The sequence below is a fragment of the Staphylococcus sp. EG-SA-15 genome, from assembly GCF_017151895.1.
Taxonomy (GTDB): Bacteria; Bacillota; Bacilli; order Staphylococcales; family Staphylococcaceae; genus Staphylococcus; species Staphylococcus aureus.
The window spans coordinates 10,853-30,380 of sequence record NZ_JACVZN010000008.1; the positions used below are offsets into that span (position 1 = coordinate 10,853).

1 protein-coding gene (only partly in view) is annotated in these 19,528 nt (G+C 35.9%); it reads right to left on the reverse strand.

All coding sequences use genetic code 11. From position 1 onward, the window contains the following. Window positions 1-19,528, reverse strand: the 3' portion of a protein-coding gene (gene ebh, locus IDG64_RS05755) for a hyperosmolarity resistance protein Ebh (RefSeq protein ID WP_206171292.1). It continues 11,885 nt past the right edge of the window; the window shows 19,528 of its 31,413 coding nt (coding positions 11,886-31,413); its start codon lies off the right edge, out of view; it ends in the stop codon at window positions 1-3.

Genomic DNA, 19,528 nt, shown 5'->3' on the forward strand with positions numbered 1-19,528 from the left:
TTACTTTTTATTTTTTTTAGATTTCTTTTTCTTCTTTTTAGCTGCTAGCTTTTTAGAAGGTTTTTTTGATGCCGACTTTTTCCCTTTGGATTGGTTATCTTTTTGATTTTTCTTTTTAGCCAATAATAAAGGTGCGTCATCTTCATTAGATTCAATACTAGTTGTTGTTTCAACATCTACCTCTTTATCTTTGCGTCGTTTTGCGATTAAGATTGGTGAATGTTCGTTATCTTGCAACACTTTTTCATCTGTGTTTTCATTTGTAACTTCCACATCTTCTTCATCTTCTTTACGACGACGTTTTGGTAAGAAGAACGGCGTATGTTTAACTTTATCGAGTGACTCGCCATTATTTAGCGAATCTTTTTCTTCAACAGTAACATCTTCTTCATCTTCTTTTCTGCGACGTTTCGCAAATAAAAGTGGTAAATGTTTTGTATCGTCTAAAGTCTCTTTTATTGAATCTTTATTATTATCTCTTATTTCTAATTCTTCCTCTTCATCTTCTTTACGACGACGTTTGGCAATGAAGAACCAGAAACTAGCTAGTAAGCCAGAGATACCCACCACACCAATAGCGTTTTTAATAACATTACCGAAATTATTACTAAAGTGACGCATATGAAGTGGATCAATGTCATCATCTTCATCAATTTTCTTTTTATGTCCAATAGTCGAACTGTTAAATGGATGATTTGCAGTTCCATAACCAATTGTTAAATGGCTATTAGATTCATTTCCAGTACTTGACGATTGTTTAGCACGATCAGATATTACAATTTGTACTGCTGAAATTCGAGCAATACCATTGTTCAATGCAGCCTCAACTTGCTGTAATGTATGCGCATTATTAATATCTCTAATTGTTTCAAGCACAATTTCGTTAATTTGATTCATTGCTGCTTGTTTTTCATCAGTTGTGCCAATTTCACTATTTCGAATACTATTTATTTTTTCATTTGAAAAGTCTTTAATTCTACTAATTGCTTCTTGCTTGCGTTTAGCTAGTTCTTTTGCTGTTGGATTAGCTGCTTTCATTTGAGCTTTAAATTGTTCCAATTGCTCACTTATTTCATCGATGCTTTGCGCACGTTGAATCGCTTGAATTGCTTGTTCTTTTAATTGATTTAACTTAGCAATAGCTTCTTGCTTCTCTTTATCTGTTAGATCAGTACGAGCTTTGATTTCATCAATCATATGTTGAATTGCATCTTCAATCGATTTAATTGCATTTGATTTTGCTTGTTCAATCGTAAATTGTTCTGGATTAAATTGTTCAATATGCGCTTGTTCTTGTTGTTGAATTTCTTCAACTGAATGAACATCAGGTGCATTGTTAATATAATCAATTGCTTGTTGTTTAAGCTTATTAACTTCTGCAATTGCAGCTTCTTTTTGTTCCAGTGTTAATGTCACACTATTATTGATTTCATCAATCTTTTGTTGTGCCGCATTTTCGATTGATTCAATTGCCTGTTGTTTGACTACTGACAATTCTTTTTCTACAACTTTTACAGGAACATTAACAATCACTTTTGATCCATCAAGCAATGTAACTTCAACTTTTGCTGTTAAGCTATCAGAAATCGTTGCAGTTGATGGTGTATCGATAACTTCTGCTGAAAGCTGATCAATTAAGTTTATGTGTGCAAGAATATCTTGTTCTGTAATGATGTCATCACGATGTACAATGAGTTCACCATTAACTAGGATTTGCTCAGGTGTTGCTTCAAAAATTTCATTTACAGCAGGTTGTTCATCAACCTCCCATACATGTGTATTTCTAATGTCATCTAAACCTAAGTTTAATCCTCGATTTAATTGATCTATAGTTTGAGCATTCTCAACGTTTTGTAGTGCTCGTTTTTCAGCTTCGTCAATTTCTTTGAGCGCTTTTGCTTTTTGCTCAGGTGTTAAATCTGGATTTGAATTGATTTGATCACGCTTCGCATTAGCTAAGGCTTTTATTGCATTTTTCGCATCTTCTTTAGCTTTCACTAAATCTTTGATGTCTTGTAATGCTTGCGCAAGTTGTGCTTTTGCCTGCTCAATTTCTTCTTTAGTCAGCGCATTGTTAATGTCGTTATGACCTTGTTGAAGTATTTGATTAATTCGATCTTTAAGTGCTTGTTTTTCCTTATCTGTTAGATTTGGATTTTGATCGATTTCGTCAATTAATGATTGAACTTGCTTATCAACGTCTTTATTGGCATCAATTTTAGCTTTTGGTATTTCATTGGCATGCACTTGTTCAATCGCGTGGTTGCCTGCTGTTTGAACTTGAGATACAGCCTGATTACTTGTTGCTTTATTAATGTTGTTGATGATGCTGTTTGCCAATTCTTCTGCTTTATTTTTCGCAATATGCTTGTCTTGATCCGTCGCATTTGAAGCTTCGATTTCTTTTAGCTTATTAGCTAAAGCTTGATTAATAGATTGAATTGCCTTGTCTTTAGCATCTTGTAGTCGTTGATCACCATTAAGATTATGGATTGCATCATTGACTGTTTGAATTGCGCCGTTAATATCATTCACATTTGTGTTATCACTATTTAGCAATGTATTTGCTAGACGTTTGGCATCATCGAAGTTTGTTTTAGCATTATCGTCAGCGTTTTGGTAATTGACAGTTTGCTCTGCATTTGGAATTTCATTGTCAACTAAATGTTTCAATGTTTCCATTGCATCATTTAAGTCAATTTGATTATTAACAATATCTGTTACATCTGATACAGTATCGGCATTGTTAATTGCTTTATGTGCAAGATCTTGTTGCTGTTGATTTAATCCATTTAACGAATTAACAAACGCATTTGCTTTATCTTTGGCATTTGCAAGGTTTTGGTCTCCATTTAATGCATTTTGAGCATCGATAATATTTTGTTTCAATTGCTCTGCTTCAGCTTTTGCAATTGCATTACCTTGCACTTTATCTAACTCATGTGCTGCATTCGCAATTGCATTATCATAATTTGCTTTCAAATTGTCATCTGCATTGATGTAATTTGTGCTGCTGATAACACCAAGGTGCTGTTCGTCAATATATTGTTGTACTGCACCCATTGCATTATCTAATTTAGTTGCTCTATTAATTGCTCGAGATGCTTTATTTAGCGTTTCAGCATTATTAATTTGTTGGATTGCTAATTGTCTTTGAGCATTGTTTAGATGTGTTAATTGATCCAATCTTTGTAATGCTTCAGACTTACGATTATTAAGTCTTTCTTCACCATTTAATGCCTGTTTCGCTGCCGTTACTGCATCATTTAATTTGATAACTTGTTCTGCAGTTAAGTTTTGACCAGTCGATTTATCAAGTGCTTGTTTCGCTTTATCAACCGCTTCATCATATACTTGTTTGACTTGTGTATCTGCATTGACATAGTTCGTGCTACCTTTCGTGCGTCCTTCATTGCCAGTGATTTCTTCTGACAATTGATCCATTGCACGATTAAGTGCCTTAGCCTCATCTACAATTTGTTGGATTTGATTTAAATCGTTTGATTGATCGATGCGACCTTTAAATCCATCTTGTTGAGCATTGTTTAATGCATTCAATTGGTCGATGTCATGTTTACCATTTGTTTTAGCAAGTGCTACACGTTCATCACCATTTAATGCTTGTTTTGCATTTAAAATATTTTGAAGTGCTTGATCCACTTGTTGCTTATTCGCATTTTGTTTCAATACATTTTCAGCATCAGCAATCGCTTGTTTATAAGCCTTTTGCTTATCTGAATCTGCTTGCGTGTAATCAACTGTTTGCTCAACATTTGTATGATCATTAACAGCTTGTTGTAATTGATCCATTGATTGGTTCAATTGCGTTGCTTGATCTACTAATTCAGCGATTGGTTGAAGTTGCGTCGCTTGATCAATGTTTTGTTTAGCAGTTGCGATTTGATCAGCATTTAAATGTGTTAATTGGTCAATAGTTTGTTTCGCTTGTGTTTTAGCTTCAGCGACTCTCTCATTACCATTTAACTCATTCACTTTTTCTTGAAGCTTAGTTAATGCTTGTTCTACAGCGTCTTTATTCGCATTTGAACCATTAGTTGGATCTGTAATGCTTTGTGCAGCTTGTAACGCTTGATCTACTGCTTCTTTTTTATCAGTTGACGCTTCAGTGTAATTTGGTTGAGCCTTATCTGTATTCACTTGATCAACTTTATTTTTCAATGTTTCCATCGCGTGATCAAGTTCAGTAGCAGTTTGAACATGTTGTGCAACCTCTGTTCTTGTAGGCGCTGCATTTATAGCATCAGTTAAAGCTTGTTGTTGAGCATGATTTAAGTTTGGTAATGCATTAACAGTCGTTACTGCTTGTTGTTGATCACGAGCAAGTTTTTGATCACCATGTAGGTTATCTTTTGCAGTTGTTACTGCTTGTGTTAATTGTTCAACTTGTGCTTTATCGAGTGTTGGATTACCTGTTTGGTTAATTAAATCTTTGGCTTGTTGTACTGCTGCTTGGTATGCATCCTTTTGTGGCTTATCTTCATTGATAAACTTGCTACCAGATTCTGTTTGTTGTTGATCTTGAATACTATTACGTAATGCTTCCATTGCTTGATTAAGTGCTTTTGCTTCAGCTAATTTTTGTGCTACTTGATCACGAGTTGCTGCGTTGTTTATTTGACTTTCAAGTGCTTGACGTTGCGGATTGTTCAAACCATTTAATTGATTTAAATCAGTAACCGCATGTTGTTTATCGTCTGCAAGTTTTTGATCACCATGTAAGTTATCTTTAGCTTGGTTAACAGCTTGTGTCAATTGTTCAACTTGTGCTTTATCAAGCGTTGGATTGCTAGTTTGATTAATCAAATCTTTGGCTTGTTGTACTGCTGCTTGGTAAGCATCTTTTTGCGGTTTATCTTCATTAATAAACTTGCTACCAGATTCTGTTTGTTGTTGATCTTGAATGCTATTACGTAATGCTTCCATTGCTTGGTTAAGTGCTTGTGCCTCAGTTAATTTTTGTGCTACTTCGCCACGAGTTGTTGCATTATTGATTTGATTTTCTAGTGCTTGACGTTGTGGTGTATTCAAGTTAGACAAGTTATTTAACGTTTCTGTTGCACGTTGCTTATCTTGAGCTAATTTTTGATCACCATGTAAGTTGTTTTTAGCATCAGTCACTGCCTGTGTCGCTTGATCAATGATTGATTTAGCTAATGTAGGATCAGTTGTTTTGTTAATCAAATCTTTCGCGTGTTGTACAGCTTGCGTATAAGCATCTTTTTGTGCTTGATCTTCATTAATAAATTTACTACTTGCTTCAGTTTGTGGTTGATCTTTAATACTTTCTTTTAATGCTTTCATCGCTTCATTTAATGCTTGCGCTTGTGCAATGATTTCAGCCACTTTATCACGAGTTGTTGCATTATTAATTTGATTTTCTAGTGCTTGTTGTTGTGCTGGTGTTAATTGATCTAAATGATTTAGAGAATTTCCAGCAGTTTGCTTATCTTGCGCTAATCGTTCAACACCGTCTAATGCATTTTTAGATGATGTTACTGCTTGTGTCGCACTTGTTACATTACCTTTATTGATAGTTGGATTATTTAATCCTGCAATGATAGACTCAGCATTTTGAACTGCTTCATCATATGCTTGTTTTTTATTCGGTTCTGCATTGACATATGCACTGCTCATACGTGTTGCATCTTTGTCAGCAATACTTTGTTGCAATGCATCCATAAGTTGATCTAATGCTTGTGCTTCAGTCAAATCTTGCTTAACTGCTGTTCTAGTTGTTTCGCTATCAATTAACGTATCTTCCATATGTTTTTGTGCATTGTTTAGATGTGCTAATTGACTAACCGTTTGTTTAGCATGATCTTTATCATTTTGTAATTTCACATCACCATGTAATGCTGCTTTCGTTGTATTCACAGTTGCCGCTGCTTGATTAATCGCATTATTATCTAATGTTGCAGTTTGTTCATTGATAATATTATTTGCGGCTTGAACAGCTTGATCATAGTTTTGTTGCTCTGGTTGATCTTCGTTGATATATTTGCTATTTGCTTTAGTTGCTGCGTTATCTTGAATGCTCTGTCTTAAACCATGCATTGCTTGGTTAAGCGTATTCGCATTTTGTTCAATTTGATGAACTGCAGTTACTAAAGTTGCAGCTGTAACTTGGTCTTTTAATGCTGTTTTTTGAGGATCATTTAAGCTTGTTAAAGCATCAATTGCTTGCGTCGCATTTGTTTTAGCAACTTGTAAATTATGATCTCCATTTAACGCTTGAAGTGTTGTTTGAACTTTAGTAATAGCTTGTTCTACTTCTATTTGGTTCGCATTTTGACCAGTTTGTTTGTTAATCATTGCTGCTGCTTCATTTACCGCTGTATTATAAGCAGTTTGTTTATCAGTATCAGCATTGATGAAGTTACCACGTTGTTCAACGGCTTGTTGATCTGCAATCGCATTAATTAAGTTACCCATCGCAGTATTTAAAGATTCTGCTGTTTGTTTGTGACCATTAACTGCAGCAATATCAGATGATTGCGTAATTTGTGATTGTAACTGTTGCTTTTGCGCATTATTCAAATGATCTAATTGATCAAGTCTATTGTTCGCTTCTTGCTTAGCTGCTGCAAGGTTTTCATCACCATCTAATGCAACTTTCGTATTATTCACTTGTGTCGTTGCACCATTAACATCATCTGGATTCATCGTAGGCGATGTAGTTTGATTAATGATATTATTAGCAGCTGTTACAGCTTGGTTATAGTCATTTTGTCTTTGCGCAGTTGCATCATGATAATCTTCAGATGCTAATGTCGTTTGATTATCCGCAACACTATTTCTTAATAATTCCATCGCATGATCTAACGTTTGTGCTTTTTGATTAATCGTAGTGACATCTGTAACAAGTGGCGCTTGTGTAATTTGACTTTCAAATGATTGTTTTTGTGCATCATTTAAGTGTGTTAAGTTCGCCAATTGTTGTTTTGCTTGTTGTTTTGCATTTGCCAAATTGTCATTACCATTTAATGCTTGTTTCGCTGCGTTCACTTCATTAGTGATGCTTTCAACTTGTGCTTGTACTTCATTAGTACCACTTTGTTTATTCAATAATGCTTCAGCTTTTGCTACTGCCTGTTTATACGCATTTTGTTTGTCAGGATCTGCATTTAAGTAATTACCGTCCGCTAATGTTTGAGCTTTATCATTAATAGCTTGTGATAATTGATCCATTGCATGATCTAGGCTTGTTGCTGTTTGTTTAACTTGGTTCACTGTAGCAATTTCAGGCGATTGATCGATTTGACCTTTTAATGCTTGTTTTTGAGCATCGTTTAAATGCGTCATCCCACTTACGGCATCTTTAGCATTTTGCTTTTCAGTTGCCAATTTAGCTTCACCGTTTAAGCCATTTTTAGCATCAGTCACTTGAGTTAATGCACGTGTTATTTCATCTGGGTTAAGCGTTGGATTTGTCGTTTGATTGATAATACCTTCCGCTTGAGACACTGCATTTGTATATGCTGTTTGCTTATCGGCATCAGCATCATGATAGTTCTCACTTGCTTTGACAGTATCTTTGTTTGCAATACCTTGTTTCAAGTTACTCATTGCTGTATTCACATTTTGTGCATTTTGTTTAGTTTGTTCAACTGTAGCTAACGCTTGTGCTTGATTGATTTGGTTACGTAATGCATCACGTTGTGGTTGATTTAAATCGCGTAACGTATCAAGATTTGCTAAAGCATCCTGTTTCGCTTGTGCTAATTTTTCATCACCGTTTAATGCATCTTTCGCTTGATTCATAGTTGTAACTGCTTGTGTTACTGTATCAGGCGTCAATACAGGTGTTGGTGTGCCATTTGCGATTTGTTGCGCTTGGTTAGCTGCATTGTTATATGCTTGTTGTTTGTCTTGATCTGCTTGTGTAAAGTCAACTGATTGTGGTACTTGACTGTTTGCTTGAATTTGTTGTTTCAACGTACCCATTGCATTATTTAACGCATCAGCATTTTGCTTAATAGCATTAACACCTGTAACAAGATCTGCATGTGATACTTGATCTTTTAATGCTGATTTTTGTGGTTGATTTAAGTTTGGTAAATGATCGATTGCTGTATTCGCATTGTCTTTAGCAACTTGTAAGTTATGGTTACCGTTTAAATCACCCTTAGCTTGAGTCACTTGTTGTAACGCTTGAGCCACTTGTTGTGGATCCACGTTTGCATTTGGTGTACCACTAATGATTTGTTCAGCATGTGCTACCGCATTGTTGTAAGCATTTTGCTTATCAGTATCAGCATTGACAAAGTTACCATTTGCTTTAGTTTGGTCTTTATCTGCAATACCTTGTTTCAATTGTGTCATTGCTTGATTTAAATCTTGTGCTGTTTGCTTAATCGTGTTTACATTTGCAACAGTTTGCGCAGCATCGACTTGTTGTTTTAATGCATCTTTTTGCGCTTGATTTAAATCATTTGCATTTGTAATTACTTGTTTCGCTGCATCTTTTGCACGTTGTACATTGTCATTACCATTCAATGATTGTTTCGCTTCGTTCACACGTTGCATCGCTTGTTCCACTTCAGTTTGACTTGCATTGCTGCCATTTGCTTTAGATAAAATACCTTCTGCATGTGAAACCGCATTAGTATAATCATCTTTCTTAGCTTGATCTGCATCAGTAAAGTTAATGCTATTTAATGTCTCAGTTTTATCTTGTAATGCATTGTTTAAGTTAGTCATAGCATTATTCAGATTTTGAGCATTTTGCTTAACATTATTAACTGTTGCAATATCTGGTGCTTGTTCAACTTGAGTTGTTAGCGCTTGTTTTTGAGCATCATTTAAATGATCTAGTGTACCAAGTGTTGTCTTAGCATCTTGTTTGGCATCAGCTAATTTTTGATTACCGTTAAGTGCTTGATTTGTGTCATTCACTTTAGTTAATGCTTGTTGAATTGTATTTGGATCCATTGTTGGATTTGTTGTTTGTTTTAACAATTCTTCTGCTTTTGTTACTGCATTATCATATGCTGTTTGCTTGTCAGTATCAGCATCGTGATAGTTCTCGCTACCTTTAATTTGTGCTTTATTCGCAATACCTTGTTTCAATTGTGTCATCGCGTCATTAAGCGTTGTTGCCGCTTGTTGAATAGCATTGACGTTTGGTACAAGTGTTGCTTGCGTGATTTGTTTGCTGTATTCATCACGTTGCGCTTGGTTTAAGTTTGGCAATTGATCAATAGCATGTTGAACATTTTGTTTCGCCGTTGCTAAGTTTGTATTACCATTTAAATCATTTTTAGCTTGCGTAACTTTATTTAACGCTGCAGTAATTTCGCTAGGTGTAACGACAACATCAGGCGTACCACTAATTAATGCTTCAGCTTTCGCTACTGCTTGATTATATGCATTTTGCTTGTCAGAATCTGCATTGACAAAGTTACCATCAGCTTTTGTTTGTTCTTTATCTGCAATGCCTTGTTTTAATTGTGTCATCGCATTGTTTAACTCTTGCGCCGTTTGTTTAACATTGTTTACACCAGCTACAGTAGTTGCATTTTGTACTTGTTGTTTTAATGCATCTTTCTGTGCTTGGTTAAGATCATTAGAGTTATTAATTAATGCTGTTGCTTCGTCTTTTGCATGTTGAACGTTGGCATTACCATTTAATGCTTGTTTTGCTGCATTTACTTGTTGGATTGCTTGTTCAACTTCAGTTTGTGTTGCATTACCACCATTAGCTTTTGAAATGATATTTTCAGCATTTGTAACTGCAGTGTTATATGCTTGTTGTTTTGCTTGATCTGCATCAGTGAAGTTAACTGTTGCTTTCGTAGCATCTTTATCAGCTATCGCTTGTTTCAAGTTACCCATCGCAGTATTTAAGTTTTGCGCATTTTGCTTAATTTGATTTGCTTCATCAACAGTATGCGCGCCATTAATTTGATTAGTAACAGCTTGTTTTTGCGCATTATTTAAGTTGTCTAATGTACCTAAAGATTGCGTTGCTTGTTGCTTCGCTGCCTCTAAGTTTTCATTACCATTTAAAGCATTTTTAGACGTGCTTACTTGTCCAGCAGCTTGATTGATAACAGTCGGATCTAATGAAGGGTTTGTAGTTTGATCAATAATACCTTGTGCAGTTGTGACAGCATTATTGTACGCATCCTTTTTATTCGGACTTGCATCAGTATAATTTTGGTTTTGTTTTGTTGTCGCATTATCTGCAATACTTTGACGTAATTTGTCCATTGCTGCATCAACATTGTTTGCTTTTTGTTCATTACCTTGTGCTTCTGCAACAGTAGTCGATTGTTGTACCAATTGTTTTAATGCCTCTTTTTGTACATTTGTTAAATGGCTTAAACCGTCAATTGCTGTATTTGCGTGTTGTTTAGCTTTTTCAAGGTTTTGAGTACCATTAAGCGCTGCTTTCGTTGTATTCACTTGATTCATAGCTGCTTCAACTTGATCTTTAGGCACGTTTGTACCTGTAGATTTATTTAAAATATTTTCAGCATTACGAACCGCTTCATTGTATGCATTTTTCTTCTCTGGATCTGCATCTGCAAAGTTTTGACTACTAAGTGTAGTGTCTTTATCATTCAAGCTATTTTTCAAGTTACCCATCGCTGTATTCAGTTCCTGAGCTGTTTGAATGGCTTGCGTTACTTCAGCTACAGTGTGCGCTTGATTGATGTTTCCAGTAACAGCACCTTTTTGTGCATTGTTTAAGTTATCTAACGTAGATAATGTTTGGTTTGCATTGTTTTTAGCATCTGTTACTTTTCTATCACCATTCAACGCTTGTTTAGTAGTTGTTACAGTTGAAAGTGCTGCTTCAACTTGTGATTGGATCGCATTTGTACCATTTGCTTGATTAATAATATTTTCAGCAGCAGTTACCGCATTGTTGTATGCTGTTTGTTTTTCTGGATCTGCATCTGTAAAGTTAACACTTTGTTTCACTTGATCTTTGTCTTGGATTCCGTTGATTAAACGTTCCATTGCTTGATCTAATTGTTCAGCTTTAGTTTTCACTTGATTTACTGTGCTAATATTTGGTGCATTTGTCACTTGTGTATTTAAATCTTGCTTTTGAGCATTGTTTAAATGACTTAATCGGTTGATGTTAGCAGTTGTTTCTTGCTTTTTATTTGCTAAGTTTTGCGCACCATTAAGCGCAGTTTTGTTAGTGTTCACTTGATTAGCTGCTTGTGTTACTGCAGATGGATCAAGTGTTGGCTGACTCGTTGCATTAATGATATTTTCAGCACTTGTAACTGCTGTATTGTATGCATTTTGTTTATCTGTATCTGCATCAACATATGGTTGACTCGCTTTTACTTCATCTTTATTCGCAATACTATTTCGAAGTTGATTCATTGCATTGTCAAGATTTGTTGCATTGTCTTTCACACTTTGTACACCAGTTACTTGTGTCGCGCTATCAATTTGACCAGTAATACTTTGTTTTTGTGCATCAGATAAATGTGTCATTTGACGTAATGCATCTTTAGCTTGTTGCTTCGCAGTTGCTAAGTTTGTATCACCATTTAAACTTGTTTCAGCATTATTGACACGTTGTGTTGCCGCAGTAACATCTGCTGCATTTGTAATCACATTAGGTGAACCATTTACGATATTCTTCGCAGCATTATATGCATCAGTGTAAGCACCTTGTTTATCAGGACTTGCGTTAGTGTAATTACCACCAGCTACAATTGTGTCATGATCACCAATTGCTTGTTTTAATTGATCCATCGCATTATTAAGTGATGTAGCACTATTTTTCAGATCAGTTACACCTGATACGCGTTGTGCAGCATTCACTTGTTGTTTCAATGCTGTTTTTTGCGGTGTATTCAATTGTGTCAAGTTATCGATAGCTTGTGTAGCTTCAGTTTTAGCGCGTTGTAAGTTCGCGTCACCGTTCAAAGCATTTTCAGTAGACGTTACACTTTGAATTGCTTGTTCAACAGCTTGCTTATCTTTATTCGTACCATGATCTTTATTTAAGTAAGATTCAGCTTGTGTGATGGCATTATCAAATGCTGTTTTCTTAGTTGGATCTGCGTCAATGTAGTTTTCGCTCGCTTTAGTTTGATCTTTATTTGCGATTGCTGACTCTAATCGTTGCATTGCACCATCTAAGTCTTGTGCTTTCGTTTTAACACTATTTACACCGTTGACTGTTGTTGCACCTTCGATTTGTGATGTTAAATCTTGTTTTTGTGCATTATTTAAGTGTGTTAATGTACCTAAGTTTGCTTTCGCATCTGATTTTGCTTGTCTTACATTTGCATCACCGTTTAAAGCATTCTTAGCAGTCGTTACTTGATTTAATGCAGCTTCAACTTGTGCTTTTGTCATATTTTGACCGTTTGCTTTATCTAAAATACCTTGAGCATTCGTAACAGCATTTGTGTAAGCATCTTTCTGACCTTGGTCAGCATCTGTAAAGTTCACTTGTTGTTTAACAGTGTTTTGGTCATTAATACCATTTTGAAGTTGACCCATTGCTGTATTTAATTCATTAGCAGTATTTTGTGCAGCAGTTACGTCTGCTACTGTCGTTGCATTGTCAATTTGACTAGTTGCTGCAGTTGATTGCGCGTTATTCAAGTTACTATATGAAGCTAATGCACGTTTTGCTGTTTCTTTCGCTTGAGCAACTTTATTATCACCATTCAAGTCGTTTTTAGCTTGATTCAATTGGTTAAGCGCTGCTTGAACTTGTGTTTCATTCGCGTTACTGCCATTTGCATTAGTAATTGCTTCTGCTTGTGTAACTGCAGTATCATACGCTTGTTGTTTTGGTTGATCCGCATCTGTGTAATTGACACTACGTTTCGTATTATCCTTTTCAGCAAGTGCATGTTTCAAATTACCCATCGCTGTGTTTAACGATGTTGCTTTATTTTTAGCCGCTGTGACAGCTGCAAGATTTGGTGCTTGATCCACTTCAGCATTTGCCGCAGTTCGTTGTGCATTGTTCAAGTCTGTCAAACGACCGATATCTGTTTTCGCAGTTTGTTTTGCAGCTGCTAATTTTTCATCACCGTTCAATGCTGACTTCGCACTATTAACTTGGCTCGCTTTTTGATTAATCGTATCTGGATTCATTTCAGGATTATTCGTTGCACTAATAATACCCTCAGCATCAGATACTGCATGGTTGTATGCATTTTGTAGATCTGCATTCGCGTCTTGATAATCTTCGCTTGATTTAGTCGTATCTTTAGAAGCAATACTTTGTCTTAATTGATTCATTGCTTGATTTAAAGTACCAGCATTTGCTTGGATGCCTTGAACACCAGCAACAGTTGTACCGCGTTCAATTTGTTCTGTTAAGTTTGCTTTTTGAGCATTAGTTAAATGTGACATTGTCGCTACTTGTTGTTTAGCTGTGTTCTTCGCTTCATTTAATCGCGCGTCACCATTTAATGCTGTTTTAGCAGTATTCACACGTTGTAATGCTTGTTCAACGGCTACTTTATTGTCATTTGAACCAGCTGTTTTATCTAATAACGTTTTAGCTGCTGTTACAGCATCATTGTATGCAGTTTGTTTATCTCTATCTGCATCAGTATATTTCTGAGCTGCTTTTGTAGCTGCTTCGTCATTAATACCACGTTGTAAGTTGCTCATTGCAGTATTTAATTCAGATGCCATTGTAGACACTTGATTTACACCTGCAACTGTTGTCGCACCTTCAATTTGTGATTTCAATGCTGCTTTTTGTGCATTATTAATTGATGTAAGGTTATTCAATGCATTTTTCGCAGTTGTCTTAGCGTTCGCAACATTTTGATTACCGTTCAATTCGTTTTTAGCACGTTGTACATTTTGTAACGCAGTTTCGACACCGTCTTTTGCAGTATTTGGACCTTGTGCTTTATTTAAAATTTGTTCAGCTTGCGTCACTGCATTTGTATATGCATTACGTTTCGCTTCATCTGCATCAGTGAAATTAACACCTTGCTTAATCGTATTTTGATCTTGAATACCATTTTTCAAGTTCGTCATAGCTGTATTTAATGCGTCCGCATTATTTTGCGCTTGTGTTACTTCATTAACATGCGTTGCACCTTCGATTTGGCGTTTCGCTGCATCTTTTTGTGCATTAGTTAAGTCACTTAAGCCATTCAAATGTTGCTTCGCATTTGTTTGCGCAGTTCTTAAGTTTTCTTGACCATTTAACGCTTGTTGTTTAGCTGTCACTTGGTCTTTCGCTTGATTAATTTCTTGCGCATTCATTGATGGACTAGTTGTTTGACCAATGATTGCTTTTGCTGCAGTGACTGCATTGTTGTAGTCATTTTGTTTGTTTTGACTTGCATCTGTGTAGTTTTGATCTGCTTTAATCGTTGCTTCATTCGCAATGCTATCTCGTAGACCTTTCATTGCAGTGTTTAATGTTTGTGCATTATCACGAACAGTTTGAACATTTGGCAACGTCGTCGCTTGACCCACTTGTTCTTTAAGTTTTGCTTTTTGCGGACCATTTAAAGAAGTTAAACCATCAATTGCTGTGTTAGCATTTTGTTTCGCTACTTCTAAATTATGATTACCGTTTAACTGCGTCTTCGCATTCGTTACTTGCGTTGCTGCATTTGTAACATCTGATGGTGTTAACGTTGGTGTTGGTGTACCATTAACGATACTTTCGGCAGCTGTCACTTTTTCATCATATGCTTGACGTTTATTCGCATCAGCATTGACATAGTTACCACTAGTTTTTGTGTCAGCTTTATCAGCAATAGCACGTTTTAAAGCTGTCATCGCAGTATTTATTTCAGTCGCAGTATGTTCAACACCATTTGCTGCAGATACGCGTCCTGCACTTGTTACTTGTGCTTTTAATGCTTCTTTTTGTTTTGTATTTAAGTCCGAAGCGTTTGTAATCGCTGTGTTAGCAGCCTGTTTCGCACGTTCTAAGTTTTGAATACCGTTTAATAAAGTATTTGCTTGTGCAACAGCTTGCATTGCTCTTTCAACATCTGCTTTAGGTGTATTACCGCCAGCTGTTTTATTTAAAATAGTTGCTGCTGCATTTACTGCTTGAGAATAAGCAGTTCGTTTAGCATCATCAGCATCTTGATAATTTTGACTTTGTAACGTCGTGTCTTTATCACGAATTGATGTTTCTAATTGACCCATAGCACCATCTAATTGTTGCGCTTTGGCTTTAACTGTATTAACACCTTCAACATTTGTTGCTTGTGTAATTTCATTATCTAACGCTGTACGTTGTGCATTATTAATGTGTGTTAATGTACCTAACGTTTGTTTCGCAGCGGCTTTAGCTTCATTTAATTTCGCATCACCGTTCAACGCCGTCTTCGTACTGTTCACATTTTGTAATGCTTGTTCAACTGCTGCTTTGTCTACATTTTGACCACTAGCTTTTGTTAAAATTGCTTTCGCTGCATTTACAGCTTGATCATAAGCTGATTTCTTATTTGGCTCTGCATCTAGGTATTTCTGAGTTTGTTTAGTTTGTGCCTCATCATTGATACCGTTTTGTAAACTATGCATTGCGTTATTTAATTCTGTTGCTTTGGCAGTTTCTTGATTTACACCAGCTACTGTTGTTGCACCATCAATGCTACGCGTTAACGCATCTTTTTGTGCATTGTTAATTGATGTTAAGTTATTTAAGTTGTTTTTCGCAGTTGTCTTAGCTTGAGCTAAGTTTTGCGCACCATTTAATGCATGTTCTTTAGTTGTCACTTGTGATGTTGCTTGCGTAATAGTATTTGGTTCCATCGTTGGGTTCGATGTTTGATTAATGATTGCTTTTGCTGCAGTAACTGCGCTGTCGTACTCGTTACGATTAGTTGGACTTGCGTCAGTGTAGTTTTGACCTGCTTTAATTGTTGCTTCATTCGCAATACTATCTCTTAAGCCTTTCATCGCTGTATTCAACGTTTGAGAACTATTTTTAACAGTTTGAACACCTTCTAATGTAGTTGCACTTTGAACTTGTTCTTTTAATTTTGCTTTTTGTGCATTATTCAATTGTGCTAAGCCATCAATTGTATTATTAGCATTTTCTTTAGCAACACGTAAGTTGTTATCGCCATTTAATGCTGTTTTAGCCGCATTGACTTGTGAAGTCGCACTATTTACATCATTGACTGTTAATGTCGCATTCGGTGTACCATTAATGATATTTTCAGCGTTAGTCACTTTTGAATCATACGCTTGACGTTTTTCTTGATCAGCATTGACATAATTACCGCTTGCTTTTGTTCTTTCTTTATCAGCAATAGCTGCTTTAAGTGCTGTCATCGCACCGTTCAATTCAGTAGCTGTATGTTGAACGTTATTTGCATCAGATACACGTTGTGCATTGTTAACTTGTGTTTTTAATGCATCTTTTTGTTTTTGGTTTAAGTCATGTGCGTTGTTAATTGTGTTCGTCGCATTTGTTTTAGCTTGAGCTAAGTTTTGTACACCATTTAACGCTGCTTTTGTTGTATTGACTTGATTTGCCATGCCATTAATCGCATTAGCATCCATATTTGGATTGTTCGTTGCATTAATAACACCATTTGCATTATTTACAGCAGTATTGTAATTATTTTTGTTGCTATCAGATGCATCAAGATAATTTTGACTTGTTTTCGTCGTATTATCATTTTGGATACTTGTACGTAATGCACCCATGGCAGTATTTAATGTATTACCTTTATCTTTAACACCATTTACACCAGCTACATTTTGCGCTTGTTCAACTTGATGCTTCAAGTTGTCTTTTTGTAATTGTGTTAAGTAAGGTAAACCATCAATCGTATTTGTTGCTGAAGTTTTCGCATTTCTTAAGTTGTCAGCACCATTTAAAGCCGCTTTCGCTCTTGTAACTGCATTTAATGCATTATCAACGTCTGCTTTAGATGTGTTACCACCAGTTTGTTTATTTAAAATGCCTTCAGCCGCTGTGACAGCTTGCGTATATGCATTTCGTTTTGATTCATCCGCATCAAGATAATTTTGATTTCTTAATGTCGCATCTTTATCATTGATTGAACCTTGTAAGCTATTCATTGCGCCGTCTAATGTATTGGCATTTGTTTTTACAGTATTAACGCCATCAACAGTCGTCGCTTGATTGATTTGGCCTTCTAAGTCAGTACGTTGTGCATTCGTAATATGGTTTAAAGTGCCTAAGTTTTGTTTAGCTGCCGCTTTCGCTTCTGCCAGTTTTGCATCACCATTCAATGCATCTTTCGTACTTGTTACTTGTTGTAATGCACGGTCAACTGCTGCTTTATCTGAATTTGAACCTGTTTGTTTATTTAAAATTGCTTTCGCAGCAGCTACAGCTTGATCATAAGCAGTTTTCTTACTTTGTTCAGCGTCACGATATTTTTGAGTTTGTTTTGTTGCATTTTCATCATCAATACCATGTTGTAATTGACCCATAGCTGTATTAAGTTCATTTGCAGTTTGTTGGATACTTGTTACATTTGCAACACGTTGCGCACTTGTCACTTGTGCTTTCAACGCATCTTTTTGCGCTTTATTTAAGTTAGTAGCACCATCGATGGCATTTGTTGCTGTTTGTTTCGCTTGCGTTAAATTATGTGTACCATCTAATGCATTTTTCGTTGATGTCACTTGTGTAGCGATTTGGTTAATTGCATTAGCATCCATATTTGGATTGCTTGTTGCATTAATGACACCATTAGCACTATCAACAGCATTGTTATAGTTTGTTTTGTTACTTCCTGTAGCATCAAGATAGTTTTGGCCATTTTTCGTAGCTGTGTTATCTTGAATGCTATTTCTTAACGTACCCATAGCACCATTTAATGTGTTGGCACTTGATTTAACAGTATCTACACCTGCAACATTTTGTGCTTGTTGCACTTGTTGTTTCAATTTATCTTTTTGAGCAGTTGTTAAATGTTGAAGTCCGTTTATAGTAGTGTTTGCATTTGATTTAGCTTGCTCTAAATTATGGTTACCATTTAGGGCACCTTTCGCATTAGCAACTTGTGACAACGCGTTTTCAACGGCAGCTTTATCTAAATTTGATCCACTATTTTTATTTAAAATATTTTCTGCGTTCGCAACGGCTTGAGTATAAGCAGTTTTCTTATCTGAATCAGCATCATGATAGTTTTCACTTGCTAGTGTATTTGCTTTATCATTAATACCATTTTGCAAGTTAGCCATCGCTGTATTCAATTGTGTACCTGTATTAGATACAGCTTCAACACCAGCTACAGTTGTTGCTTGATCAATTTTAGTTGTTAAGTCACGTTTTTGTGCATTATTAATTGACGTTAAGTTATTTAATGCATTTTTAGCTGCATTCTTCGCATTTGTAACGTTTTGATCACCATTTAATGCATTTTTAGCACTTGAAACATTTTGAATAGCCGCTTCAACATCTTGTTTAGACGTATTTGCACCTTGCGTTTTATTCAGAATTGCTTCAGCTCTGCTTACCGCATTTGTATACGCATCACGTTTAGCTTTATCTGCATCAGTGAAGTTAACACCTTGTTTAACTGTGTTTTGATCATGGATAGCTTGTTCCAAGTTGCCCATTTGCGTGTTTAACTCAGTTGCTGCATTTTTAGCAGCTGTTACCTCACTCACATGACCTGCACGGTCAATTTGTGATGAGATGGCAGATTTTTGGTTATTTGTTAAGTGTGATAACGTATTTAAGTTTTGCTTAGCAGTGTTTTGTGCATTTCTTAAGTTTTCAGCACCGTTTAAACCATTTTTAGCATTATTCACTTGTGTTGCAGCTTGGGTAATCGCACTAGCATCCATAGTCGGATTGTTAGTTTGATTAATGATACCTTTCGCATTTGACACAGCGCTATTATATGTTGATTGGTTATTCGGACTTGCGTCTGTATAGTTTTGACTTGCTTTGACTGTTGTTTCGTTAGCAATACTATCTCTTAAGCCTTTCATTGCATTGTTCAATGCTTGTCCATTTGTTTGAACAGATTGTACGTCTTCTAATCTATTGGCTTGTCCCACTTGTTCTTTTAATTTAGCTTTTTGAGGAGTATTTAATTGCGTTAATGCATCAATAGCAGTATTGGCGTTTTGTTTTGCTACACGTAATCTTTCGTCACCATTTAATTCTTGTTTCGCGCTGTTTATTTGATTAGCTGCAGCTGTTACTTCTGAAGGTGTCGTAACAACCGTTGGCGTACCGCTAATAATATGTTCAGCATTGGTAACTTTAGTTGTGTAAGCATTTTGTTTAGTGCTATCGGCGTTGACATATTTACTGCTTGCTAACGTATTCGTCTTATCTGCGATGGCATGTTTTAATGTGCCCATCGCCGTGTTCAGTTCAGTCGCATTACGTTGTACATCTTGTGCATTAGATACGCGTTGAGCACCATTAGCTTGTGCTTTTAATGCATCTTTTTGATGTTGATTTAAATCAGATGCGCCATTGATTGCTGTAATCGCTGCTTGTTTCGCATTGTTTAAGTTTTGCGTACCATTTAATGCATGTTTCGCATTATTAACATTATTAAGTGCTTGTTCGACTGCTGTTTTC